Origin of the sequence: Neisseria uirgultaei (assembly GCF_962719845.1) — a bacterium.
Classification (GTDB): domain Bacteria; phylum Pseudomonadota; class Gammaproteobacteria; order Burkholderiales; family Neisseriaceae; genus Neisseria; species Neisseria bergeri.
Genome location: NZ_CAUIYF010000017.1, coordinates 25,176 through 36,884 on the forward strand (window position 1 = coordinate 25,176; position 11,709 = coordinate 36,884).

12 protein-coding genes and 1 other RNA gene are annotated in these 11,709 nt (G+C 52.0%); 3 read left to right on the top strand and 10 right to left on the bottom strand.

Going from position 1 to position 11,709, the window contains the following annotated elements:
• Window positions 1-5 precede the first annotated feature (5 nt).
• From Q9J32_RS09010 to Q9J32_RS09020, 3 genes are all read right to left on the bottom strand, one after another.
• A complete protein-coding gene (locus Q9J32_RS09010) occupies window positions 6-1,355 on the bottom strand; it encodes a cytochrome b (RefSeq protein ID WP_301883618.1) in 1,350 nt (449 codons plus the stop codon).
• An 18-nt stretch (window positions 1,356-1,373) separates the two neighbouring features.
• Entirely contained in the window at window positions 1,374-1,955 is a 582-nt protein-coding gene (petA, locus tag Q9J32_RS09015) for a ubiquinol-cytochrome c reductase iron-sulfur subunit (RefSeq protein WP_301883617.1), read from the bottom strand.
• Between the two features lie 122 nt (window positions 1,956-2,077).
• Entirely contained in the window at window positions 2,078-2,827 is a 750-nt protein-coding gene (locus Q9J32_RS09020) for a Nif3-like dinuclear metal center hexameric protein (protein ID WP_301883615.1), read from the bottom strand.
• 129 nt (window positions 2,828-2,956) lie between these two features.
• Between Q9J32_RS09020 and Q9J32_RS09025 the strand changes: the two genes are divergently transcribed.
• Window positions 2,957-3,886: a LysR family transcriptional regulator gene (locus Q9J32_RS09025; RefSeq protein ID WP_003677243.1), complete on the top strand. Its 930-nt coding sequence runs from the start codon at window positions 2,957-2,959 to the stop codon at window positions 3,884-3,886.
• A gap of 192 nt (window positions 3,887-4,078) precedes the next feature.
• Window positions 4,079-4,573 (top strand): hypothetical protein, encoded by a 495-nt coding sequence (locus Q9J32_RS09030; protein WP_301883614.1) that lies wholly within the window; start codon window positions 4,079-4,081, stop codon window positions 4,571-4,573.
• Between the two features lie 381 nt (window positions 4,574-4,954).
• On the opposite strand, the gene rpsI is transcribed toward Q9J32_RS09030, so the two are convergent.
• From rpsI to ppc, 7 genes are all read right to left on the bottom strand, one after another.
• The gene (rpsI, locus tag Q9J32_RS09035) at window positions 4,955-5,347 is read right to left on the bottom strand and encodes a 30S ribosomal protein S9 (RefSeq protein ID WP_002227789.1); all 393 of its coding nucleotides are present in this window, start codon (window positions 5,345-5,347) and stop codon (window positions 4,955-4,957) included.
• 9 nt (window positions 5,348-5,356) lie between these two features.
• Complete coding sequence (gene rplM, locus Q9J32_RS09040; RefSeq protein ID WP_002215010.1) at window positions 5,357-5,788, bottom strand: 50S ribosomal protein L13; 432 nt, start codon at window positions 5,786-5,788, stop codon at window positions 5,357-5,359.
• A gap of 174 nt (window positions 5,789-5,962) precedes the next feature.
• Window positions 5,963-6,142: non-coding RNA, 6S RNA (gene ssrS / locus Q9J32_RS09045), on the bottom strand.
• A gap of 6 nt (window positions 6,143-6,148) precedes the next feature.
• Window positions 6,149-6,454, bottom strand: coding sequence for a cell division protein ZapA (locus Q9J32_RS09050; RefSeq protein WP_013448331.1), 306 nt, complete (start codon window positions 6,452-6,454; stop codon window positions 6,149-6,151).
• A 10-nt stretch (window positions 6,455-6,464) separates the two neighbouring features.
• Window positions 6,465-6,794 (bottom strand): hypothetical protein, encoded by a 330-nt coding sequence (locus Q9J32_RS09055; protein WP_003708894.1) that lies wholly within the window; start codon window positions 6,792-6,794, stop codon window positions 6,465-6,467.
• A gap of 53 nt (window positions 6,795-6,847) precedes the next feature.
• Window positions 6,848-7,837 carry an NAD(P)H-dependent glycerol-3-phosphate dehydrogenase gene (locus tag Q9J32_RS09060; protein WP_013448329.1) on the bottom strand — a complete coding sequence of 330 codons (990 nt, stop codon included), beginning with the start codon at window positions 7,835-7,837 and terminating at the stop codon, window positions 6,848-6,850.
• A 122-nt stretch (window positions 7,838-7,959) separates the two neighbouring features.
• Window positions 7,960-10,662, bottom strand: a complete 2,703-nt coding sequence (gene ppc, locus Q9J32_RS09065) for a phosphoenolpyruvate carboxylase (RefSeq protein WP_118779771.1) — start codon at window positions 10,660-10,662, stop codon at window positions 7,960-7,962.
• A gap of 45 nt (window positions 10,663-10,707) precedes the next feature.
• Between ppc and Q9J32_RS09070 the strand changes: the two genes are divergently transcribed.
• Window positions 10,708-11,601 (top strand): HesA/MoeB/ThiF family protein, encoded by an 894-nt coding sequence (locus Q9J32_RS09070; protein ID WP_304675416.1) that lies wholly within the window; start codon window positions 10,708-10,710, stop codon window positions 11,599-11,601.
• Window positions 11,602-11,709 lie beyond the last annotated feature (108 nt).

Genomic DNA, 11,709 nt, shown 5'->3' on the forward strand with positions numbered 1-11,709 from the left:
CCTCATCAGATGTTGGTTGCAAACAGATATGCACAAACCGCCGTAATGCCTACATAAACAAAAAACATGATTTTCTGTTTGGCGGTACTCATGGTTACACGTTCAGGAACCGGTTTGTTGGTATCCAGTTTGGTATAGAACGGCATACCCAAGAAGAATGCAAAATAGACAAAGGACAGGATGCGCGCGACCAAAGTACGCGTATCGGTTGCCACCATCGCACCCAAAATACCCAAACCGATAAAGGCAATGATGAACAAGACCAATGCGGTTTTGAAAATCGGGCCGCGGTAACGGACAGATTTCACCTCGCCCCTATCCAGCCAAGGCAGCAGGGCAATCAACACGACCGCCGCGCCCATACCGATTACACCCCAAACCTGTGTTCCCAAGAACGAGGGAATCGCACGCAAAATGGCGTAGAACGGTGTGAAGTACCATACCGGCGCAATGTGCGGAGGTGTTTTCAGCGCATTTGCCGCATCGAAGTTTGGTGCTTCGAGGAAGTAGCCGCCGCCTTCCGGTGCGAAGAACAACACGGCACAGAAGACAATCAGGAATACAACGACGCCCAAGATGTCTTTAACGGTGTAGTAAGGGTGGAACGGGATGCCGTCGCGCGGGATACCGTTTTCATCTTTGTTTTTCTTGATTTCCACACCGTCGGGGTTATTAGAGCCCACTTCATGCAGGGCGATGATGTGCGCCACAACCAAGCCGAGCAATACCAGCGGTACGGCGATAACGTGCAGGGCGAAGAAACGGTTCAGGGTAACGTCGGAAACGTTGAAGTCGCCGCGAATCCAAGTGGACAAATCAGGACCGATGACGGGAATGGCAGAGAACAGGTTAATAATTACCTGCGCGCCCCAAAAGGACATCTGACCCCAAGGCAGCAGGTAGCCCATAAAGGCTTCCGCCATCAATGCCAAGAAAATCAAAGAACCGAAAATCCACACCAGCTCACGGGGTTTTTTGTACGAACCGTAAATCAGACCACGGAACATATGCAGATAAACGACGATGAAGAAGAAAGATGCACCTGTGGAGTGCATGTAGCGGATAATCCAACCGCCGGACACGTCGCGCATGATGTACTCTACTGCGGTAAAGGCAGCAGGCAGATGGTAGGCATTCAGGTTGCCGTCAGGTTTGTAGTTCATAGTCAGGAAAATACCGCTGACGATTTGAATCACAAGGACAAGCAAGGCTAAAGAGCCGAAGTAATACCAGAAGTTGAAGTTCTTTGGTGCGTAGTATTGAGCCAAATGCTCATTCCACATCTTAGACAGGGGGAAACGAGCGTCCATCCAGCCTAACAATGCTTTTGCTTTGCTATTGGTTTGGTTTGCCATAATTATCGTTCCTTATTCTCAGTCTTCGCCCACCAAGATAGTTGTGTCGCTCAAGTATTTATATGGCGGGACAACCAGGTTGGTCGGGGCAGGAACACCTTTATATACGCGGCCGGCCAAGTCGAATTTCGAACCGTGGCACGGGCAGAAGAAACCGCCCTTCCAAGCCGAACCCAAATCGGCGGGCGCAATGTCGGGACGGAAGGTGGGCGAGCAGCCCAAATGGGTGCAGATACCGATGGCAACGAGAATGTTCGGTTTAATCGAACGTGTCTCGTTTTTCGCGTATTCCGGCTGTTGTTCCACATCGGAATTGGGATCAGTAAGTTCGCCGTTCAGGCTTTTCAGGTCTTTAAGCTGCTGATCCGTACGGTTGAGCACCCAAATCGGTTTGCCCTGCCACTCGGCAGTCAGCAACTGACCCGCTTCGATTTTACTGACATCCACTTCGACGGCAGCACCGGCGGCCTTGGCTTTTTCCGAAGGGAAAAAACTGGCCACAAACGGCGTTGCCACACCCAATGCTGCCACTCCGCCCGCGCCGCAGGTCGCGAGTGTCAGGAAACGGCGGCGGCCGTTATTGATTTCTTGATTATCCATTATTCAGTCGTCCTAATATTTTGGGAATACCGAGCCATTAAACATTGCAATTTTACCCAGTTTGCAGTGATACTCAAAGCATTATTTAAAATAAGGTAAAGTTTTATGATATTTCTCAATACTCAAGCCGGGTTGTTTTCGTCAAAATGGCACACTTCCAACCCGAAAGCCTCTGCCGCCGATTCTGCCAGCGCGCGCACACCGTAGTGTTCCGTCGCGTGATGCCCTGCCGAAATGAAAGCCGTACCCGTTTCATTGGCGAGGTGGTATTGGGATTCGGAAATTTCCCCCGTCAGATACAGATCGACGCCTTCATCTATTGCCGTCTGAAAAAAGCCCTGTGCACCGCCGGTACACCATGCGACCCGTCGGATTTCGTGTTCGGGATTGCCGATGACGACAGGCTTGCGTTGCAGGACAGTTTCAATGTGCGCCGCCAATGCGCCGAGTGTCTTGGCTTGTTTCAGGCAGCCCGAGTTGAGCAGGTTTTGTTCTCCGAACCGTTTTTCTATCGCAAAACCCAATCTGTCGGCGAGTTGGGCATTGTTGCCCAGTGTGGGATGTGCATCCAGGGGCAGATGGTAGCCTGCCATATTGATGTCGTGCCGCAACAGTGCGGCAATCCGTTCTTTTTTCCAACCGGTAACGGTCGGCAGCTCGCTTTTCCAGAACATACCGTGATGCACCAAAAGCAAATCTGCCTTCTGATCCACGGCAAAATCAATCGCCGCCTTGCTTGCAGTTACCGATGTGGCAATCTTGCCGATATACTCTTTACCTTCAACCTGCAAGCCGTTGGGGGCGTAATCTTTAAACGATGCCGTCTGCAACGTTTCGTCGCACCAGGCTAAAAAATCTCTGCGCAAAACCATATTTTTTCCTGTCCTTTCCAAACAAGCGGGCATTCTAACCGCAAATGCCCGAAACGCCCATTTTTCCGATTTGCACCCGCATATGAATTATTTTAATATGCGCCTGTTCAATATGCCGCCTGAAACCTCATGGATTCCATCATCGAACTGCGCCACCTCAAAACCCTGCTGGCACTTGAAGAAACCGGCAGCGTCTCCCTTGCCGCCAAACGGGTTTTCCTTACCCAATCTGCACTTTCCCACCAAATCCGTATGCTTGAAAACCACTACGGCGCACCGTTGTTCGAACGAAAATCCACACCTTTGCGCTTTACCCCGGTTGGAGAAAGGCTGTTACGCCTCGCTCACGACCTGTTGCCTCAAGTTACCGATGCAGAACGTGATTTGGCACGCATTATAGAAGGAGAGGCAGGAGAATTGCGGATTGCCGTCGAATGCCATACCTGTTTCGACTGGCTCATGCCCGCAATGGGTGAATTCCGCCCGATATGGCCCCAAATCGAATTGGATATCGTATCGGGATTCCAAGCGGACCCTATCGGACTGCTGCTGCAACACCGTGCCGATCTTGCCATTGTTTCTGAAGCGGAAAAACAAAACGGTATTTCTTTCCAACCGCTGTTTGCCTACGAAATGGTCGGCATTTGCGCACCGGACCATCCGCTTGCCGCCAAAAACGTTTGGACGGCGGAAGACTTTATCGGGGAAACCCTGATTACCTATCCCGTTCCCGATGAAATGCTGGATTTGCCCAAAAAAATCTTGATTCCAAAAAACATCAACCCGCCCCGCCGACACAGTGAGCTGACCATTGCCATCATCCAACTGGTTGCCAGCAGACGTGGCATTGCCGCCCTTCCCTATTGGACAGTCATGCCCTACCTTGAAAAAGGCTATGTCGTTCACCGGCAAATTACCGACGACGGACTGCAAAGCAAACTGTATGCCGCCATCCGTACTGAAGACACAGATAAAAGTTATCTGAACAATTTTTGCCAAATCATACGCGAACGCGGTTTTGCAGATTTGCCTGGACTGAGCGAATTGGAACCGGTCTGATTTCCCTTGTTCAAACCATACCCGGGCGGTTTTTCTATTTTTTTATATTTAAGAAAACGGAATAGTTATTAGAAAAACTCTTTTAACATGGCCTCAAGGAGTTGTTAAACTTGAAACTATATGGGATGGAAACAGACTCATAACGGGTGAAATATATGGACCAACAGGACGCTTTAGGCATGGAGCAAAATAATGAGGTTAACGAAATATCCTTATAATTCTATAAGAGAGTTAGAAGACTATTTAATAAACACCTATCAAAAATATATCATTCTACAAGAGGAAGGAAAGGAGATTTATCGATGTTTCATTCTTTCTTTTCACAAAGAATTCAATATAGGTATTGGATTAGCTGTTTCCTGTATAAGTATTTCCCCAAAAGTATTAATACTTGATGATAAAAATATTTTTATCGGATTTGATTCAGTCGTTTTTTGTATTTCTATACAAGAATTAAAAGTTAATATGATAAATATAGATGGAATAGTTTTTGATATTTATTTATTGGAGAATCAAAAAATTTGTATTATTCATGAGTTGGGTGCAATTATTACAGATAAAAACTTAACAAGAGAGAATTCAGTATCTACCGATATAATATCAGACTGGGAAATAGATAAAGTTAATAAGTTAATCATATTAAAAGAGTTAGACTCTGAAAAAATAATTTCTCTAAATTATGATTAAGGATGCTTGGTTATTTAAGATATTCTCCCCATTATGTAATACAGGTTAGCTAAAAACTAGGAAACTGTTCCTTTACTGATCGGCTTGAACGGCGGCGGTGACACCTATGCTAACCCTAATAGATTGCCATTTTTATAGGCTAGTTGAAAATAGCCGTTCTACTTTTTCAATAACTCCAAATGAATTAAAAGTTATTTTATAAAATAGAAATACGATGTCCTCTCCAGTAACAGCCATCCCTGACGGTCAGTTCGTCCGTGTAGTCGATACTGGTGCTGTTTTTGATTTTTGCCCAATCTGTAATCTTTAGATTGCCAATGGGAAACCGCCTGTTACAAATAAAAAACCCTGCGATAAGCAGGGTTTTTTGAATTTCCAACATTAACGTTTGGAGAATTGTTTTGCACGGCGTGCTTTGCGCAGACCCGGTTTTTTACGCTCGACTTCGCGGGCATCGCGGGTAACAAAACCGGCTTGAGACAAGGCGGGTTTCAACGCAGCATCAAAATCAATCAGGGCACGGGTAATGCCGTGGCGGATTGCGCCGGACTGGCCGGTTTCGCCGCCGCCGACAACATTGACTTTGATGTCGAAAGATTCGGCGTTTTCAGTCAGAACCAAAGGTTGGCGGACAACCATGCGGCTGGTTTCGCGTGCGAAGAATTCGTCAACGGGACGGCCGTTTACGATGATTTGACCTGTACCTTTAGTCAGGAATACACGAGCCACTGAACTTTTGCGGCGGCCTGTGCCGTAGTAGTATTTACCGTTCATGTCGCGTCCTTATTTCAATTCCAAAACTTTGGGTTGTTGTGCGGCATGGGCATGTTCTGCACCAGCGTACACTTTCAGTTTTTTAATCATAGCGTAACCCAGCGGACCTTTAGGCAACATGCCTTTTACGGCTTGTTCCAAAGCGCGGCCCGGGAATTGCTCTTGCATTTCGCGGAAAGTGCGTTCGTAGATACCGCCCGGAAAACCGGAGTGGCGGAAGTATTTTTTATCTTCGAATTTGGCACCGGTTACACGCAGTTTGTCCGCATTGATAACAATGATGTAATCGCCGGTATCGACGTGGGGGGTGTATTCAGGTTTGTGTTTGCCACGCAGACGGCTGGCGACTTCGGCCGCAACGCGACCCAAGACTTTGTCTTGAGCATCGATGACGAACCATTCGCGCTTCACCTCGTGGGGTTTCGCTGAAAAGGTTTTCATAGTGGAAATCCAGATAGATATAGAAAGTTATGGATTTTAAAGACAGGATTTGATTTTGTCAATCGCATTACCGCGTTACGGAAGGATTTTCCGGATTTCGGCAGACTGCATACTGCTTTTTCGGGCGGGGCGGCTAATGTGAAAAACCGCATCGTTACGATGCGGTTTTGAATGGGAATCCCCGCGAGAGCCGTTTCGGCCGAATCCGCTTGAACCTTGCTGACAAGGCGGCTGCCTCGGGTAGTTTCGGGTGCGTCCGCAAAAGGACGCTCGCGCCCACTACTGCTCCCGGCAACCTTAAGCGAACTTATTGGTTCAAAGGAATATATGCCTTCGCGGACACCGCAGGGAAAAAAGGGGTTACTCCTGCGCCAAGCGGGATAGTGCTTTTTGGCAGGCGTTGTCCATATCGGTTATTTTACGCGCAAAATCGCCGATTGCCAAATCGCCGCCGTTCAGGGAGGTTTTCAACAGGTCGTGGACGACGTTGAGCGCGGCCATAATGACGATTTTTTCGCTGTCCGCGACGCGTCCGCCTTCGCGGATGGCTTCGGCTTTGCCGTTAAGCATTCCGACTGCCTGCAACAGTGTATCTTTTTCTTCTGCCGGCGTGTTGACGGTCAGCCGGGCGTGCATGACTTCGATATGGACTTGTTCGATGTTCATCCTTTAATCCTTATTGCTGCGTTTCCTGCCGTTGGGGGAGGCGCGCTGCCAGTGCGCTGATTTTTTCCCTGCTCTGTTCGAGCAGGCTGCGGTATCGTGCATTTTCTTCTGTCAGGCTGTCGATTTTGTTTTGCAGGTCTTCTTTGAGTTTGCCGACTTGGACGAGCAGGGCTTCGCTGAGTTCGTCGACGGCGGTTTCGTGTTCGAGTTTTTGCCGCTCGTGCGCCCGTTTGAGCTCGGCAACGGTTTCTTTGAGACGGCGGTTTTCGCTGACGAGGGTTTCGAATTTTTGTACCAGCGTATAAACGCTGCTTTCGAGTTTTTCGATATTTTGTTTCATAACCTTACCTGTCCGTATGCCGTCTGGGGTTTCAGACGGCATCTGTTTGTTGTTTATTCGAAACGCGCACTGCGTTCCATCAGCCTTTCGACAACCTGTTGCGGGGTCATTTCTTTGCGGATGAGTTGCAGCAGGGTTTGGGTAATCGGCATATCGATTTGGTATTTGCAGGCGGTATTGAAGACTTCTTCTATCGTGCTTACGCCTTCGGAAACGTGTCCGATTTCGACCAGCACCTGATGCAGTTCCTTGCCTTCTGCCAAACCCAAGCCGACGCGGCGGTTGCGCGAAAGTGCGCCGGTGCAGGTGAGGATGAGGTCGCCGATGCCGGCCAGCCCCATCATGGTTTTGGGCTGTGCGCCCATTGCGGAGGCAAGGCGGGTGATTTCGGCCAGTCCGCGTGTAACCAGTGCGGCACGGGCGTTAAGCCCGTACTCCAGACCGTCGGACAATCCGGTGGCAATCGCCATAACGTTTTTTACCGCGCCGCCAACCGCCACGCCGATAACGTCGGTACTGCCGTAAAGCCGCATAACCGAAGTGTTGAGCCGTGGGACAAGTTCCTCGACCCATTCTTGGTTTTCGGAAGCGAGGACGACGGCACAGGGCAGTTGTTTGGCGAGTTCCTGTGCAAAACTCGGGCCGGAAAGTACGCCGATTTTCTTATTGTCGGGCAATACTTCTTTCAATACTTGGAAGGTCAGCAGCCCGGTATCCTGCTCGAATCCTTTGCAGGCGGCGAGGATAGGGAAGTGTCCCGCGCCGTACTGTTTGAGCAGCTCTGCGCTGCTTCTCAATCCGGCAACGGAGGTTACGATAAGGACAAGTCCGCTGTCTTTGAGCGCGTCTGCCAAATCCGCACACACTTCCAGCGTTTCGGGAAAGGGAAAGCCGGGCAGCCCGTGCTTGTTTTCACGTTCTTCCTGCATTTGGCGGACTTGGTCTGCGTTGCGCGTCCACAGGGATACGCGGTTGCCGTGTTGGGAAAAATGCAGGGCGAGCGCCGTACCCCACGAACCTGCGCCGATAACGGTAATTTTCATTGGTCGTCTTTCAACATATCACTGCCGTTCACTTTAAAACAATCGCTGTTTCTCTGCAAGTGCAGTCAGGGAAATGCCGTCTGAAAGGCGTTCAGACGGCATTTTGCCCCGATGCGGCACCGTCAGCCGGTATTGCGCAAACCTTGCGCCACGCCGTTGATGGTCAGGTGGACCATCAGCAGCGCGTGCGGATTGTCGGGCTCTTTGCGCAGGCGTTTGAGCATGGCGACCTGCAAACCGTTGAGGGCGTTCAGGTAGGGAATCCTCAAGGCGAGCGAGCGGGCAAGACTGCGGTTGTCGCGCAAAAGTTCCTCGGTTTGCAGCAGGTCGAGCAGGGCTTTGCGGCTGCGCCGGTATTCTTCCTTGATCATCCCGAAGATGATTTTTGCCTTATCGGGCGATTCGCTCAAGCCGGCATAGTTTTCCGCGAGGGTGATGTCGGTTTTCGCCATCACTTGCTCCATATTGGAGAGCATGGCTTGGAAGAACGGGTTGTTTCGGGCGTGTCCGCGCAGGGCGGCGAGGGTTTCGGGACTGCCTTCGCACAAGGTTTCCACCGCGCTGCCGAAACCGTACCAAGCCGGCAGCATCAGCCGGTTTTGCATCCAAGAGAATACCCACGGAATCGCGCGCAAGTCCTGAATCCGCGCCAAAGTTTTGCGGCTGGCGGGACGGCTGCCGAGGTTGAGGGTGGCGATTTCCTGAATCGGGCTGGTTTGCAGGAAGTAGTCGATGAAGTCGGGGTGGGTAATCAGTTCGCGGTAGTATTTGAACGATACGTCCGACAATGCCTGCATCAGCTTGGCATCGGGGTCTTTTTTGTCTGTCGGGATGCCGGCTTCCAAAGTGGCGGCAACCAGGGTTTCCAAGTTGCGTTGGGCATTGCCGGGGTCGGCGTATTTGGCAGTGATGACTTCGCCCTGCTCGGTAATGCGGATTTGTCCCGCCACGCTGCCGGCCGGTTGCGCCAAAATGGCTTGGTAAGAAGGGCCGCCGCCGCGTCCGACGCTGCCGCCGCGTCCGTGGAACAGGCGCATACGGACACCGTATTTTTTGAAGAGTTCGACCAAGCCCAATTCCGCCTGATAGAGGCACCAGGAGCTGGTAACGTAGCCGCCGTCTTTGTTGGAGTCGGAGTAGCCGAGCATAATTTCTTGGATGTTGCCCCGGCTTTCGAGCAGTGCGCCGTACCAGTCGAGGCGGAACATGGTTTCCATCACCGGGCAGGCGTTTTCCAACGCTTCGATGGTTTCAAACAGCGGCACGATATTGATGCGGCTTTTTGGTTTGCCGTTTTCCACCGCCAACAGGCCGCTTTCTTTCAGCAGCAATGCCAAGGCGAGCAGGTCGCCGGGTTGTTCGCAGTTGGAAATAATGCTTTGGGTTACGGCATCTTCGCCGAATTCGTCTTTGATTTTGCGCGCTTCGTTGAAAATCGCCAGTTCGTGGCGGGTATGGTCGCTGTATGTGATGAACGGGCTGTACAGCGGGCGTTGATGGCTCAATTCGCGCAACAGAGCGGCTTGTTTTTGCTCTTCGTTCAGGCTGTTGTAGTCTTCCAAGCCTGCGTGTTGGAAAAGCTCGGCAACCACATCGGCGTGTTTGCCCGCGTGTTGGCGCAAATCAAGCGGCATCATATGGAAGCCGAACACGGATACGGAGCGGATGAGGTCTGCCAAACGGCCTTCGGCAAGCAGGCGGCTGCCGTTGTCGATAAGGGAACGTTGCAATTTTTTCAAATCATCGAGAAATTCTTGTGCCGAAGCATAAGGCTCGAGAAAGCCGAATTTGCAGCCCATGCCCAAACCGAGCGCGCGCGCTTTGCCCATAGCGCGCGCCATGATGTAAGCAATGGCGCGGCGGTAGGGTTCTTCCGTGCGGGCGATTTCTTCGTCGGGCGATTTGTCGGACAACGCCATCACATCGCCGTTGACTTTGACGCGGCGGATGGAGAGCGGCAGTTCGCGGTAAAGTTTGTCGAGTTCGCCACGGTAAAAACGGAACACGGCATCGGCGTGGCGGCGGAAGGCAAAGCGCAGGGTTTCGGCAGAAACGAACGGATTGCCGTCGCGGTCGCCGCCGATCCAGCCGCCGATTTTGAGGATGTCCGGAACGCGGACATCGGGATAGGCCGTCTGAAAGTCGTGTTCCATCTTGCGGTAGAGTTTGGGCAGGGCTTCAAAAAAGCTCATCGGGAAGATGGACACGCCGTTGTTGATTTCGTCGTTGACGCTGAGTTTGTGGCGGCGCGTTTCGCTGGTCTGCCACAAACCCAGAAGCACAGTGTCGATTTCGCGGCGCAGCCGTGCCAGCGCGTCGGCATTGGTGCAGCGTTCGCGTTGCGGCAGCAGCGCGCGGATGCGGCGGTTGAAATTCAAAACGGTTTGGCGTTGCACTTCGGTCGGGTGCGCGGTCAAAACGGCGGTAACGGACGTATTGTCCAACTGCCGCTGCACCGATTTGTCGTCGGCTTTCCCCGCTTTGAGCCTGCGGACGGTTTCCGTCAGGCTGCCTTCTGCTGCGTTGTGGCCGGCATCTTCGTGGATTTGGCGGCGGCGTTCGTGGTGCACGTCTTCGGCGATATTCAGAATCTGGGCGAACAGCCCGCAGGCAAGCGTCAGATCGTAGGTCTGCCGTTCGTCCAATTGCGGCAATACTTTTTCAATCAATGCCGCGCTGTCGTCGGAAGTGGACAAGAGTTTGACCGTTTCGACAACCAACGGCGAGGCTTCTTCGTGCAGGAGGTTGAACAGGGATTGTTTCAGAAATTCCGCGTCCGCCGCCAAGGCCGCATCCTTCGGATTGTTCAGGATATGCAGTTGCATGATTTTTCTCTCTCGTTTGCCGTAAATATTGTAAATGTACCCCAAATGCCGCATCCGTGCCAAACCGTTCACACTTTAACCGCCCGTGTCCCGAAATGCCGTCTGAAGTTGAACGCCGCCCGACGGCAGCGTTACAATCGCCCGCAACTGTTTTTTCCGAACATCATCATGACCACGACCGAACACGACAACGACGATGCATTCCTGCTGCGGTACAGCCGCCACATCCTCTTGGACGAAATCGGCATCGAAGGGCAGCAGAAACTTTCCGCCGCGCATATTTTGGTCGTCGGCTGCGGCGGATTGGGTACCGCCGCCCTGCCCTACCTTGCCGCTTCGGGTGTCGGCACGCTGACCATAGCCGATTCCGACACGGTCGAACTGCACAACCTGCAACGCCAAGTCGCATTTGACGAGGGCGATGTCGGCAAACCCAAAGCCGAAGCCTTGGCAGACCGCCTGCGCCGCATCAACCATACCATCAACGTCCGCGCCGTCAACGAAAAACTCGACGGCTGCCGCCTGACCGGTTTGGTTCAAGCCGCCGACATCGTTTTAGACTGCTGCGACAACTACGCCACGCGGCAAGCCGTCAACCGTGCCTGCGTGCAAACGAAAACACCGCTGGTTTCAGGAGCGGCGGTACGCTTTGAAGGGCAACTTGCCGTGTACCGTCCCGACTTGCCCGACTCGCCGTGTTACGCCTGCCTGTTTGACGGCGGATCGGCTTCAGACGGCATCTGTTCCCTCTTCGGCGTGTTCTCGCCGCTGGTCGGCATCATCGGCTGCACGCAGGCGGCGGAGGCTCTGAAAATCCTGCTGGATGCGGGCGAACCGTCGCACGGCAGGCTGGCGGTTTACCGTGCCTTGGAAGGGGGCTGGCAATATTTCGACCTGCCGCGCAACCCCGAATGCCCTGTTTGCGGCGCGGAACGGTAAAACCCTGCCGCCGTTTCAGACGGCATAAAGACGGATTTGGCGGAACGGTTTTAAAAATTTAAAAATTTACATTTCTTTGCAAAAAAAAAAAAAAAAAAAAAATAAACT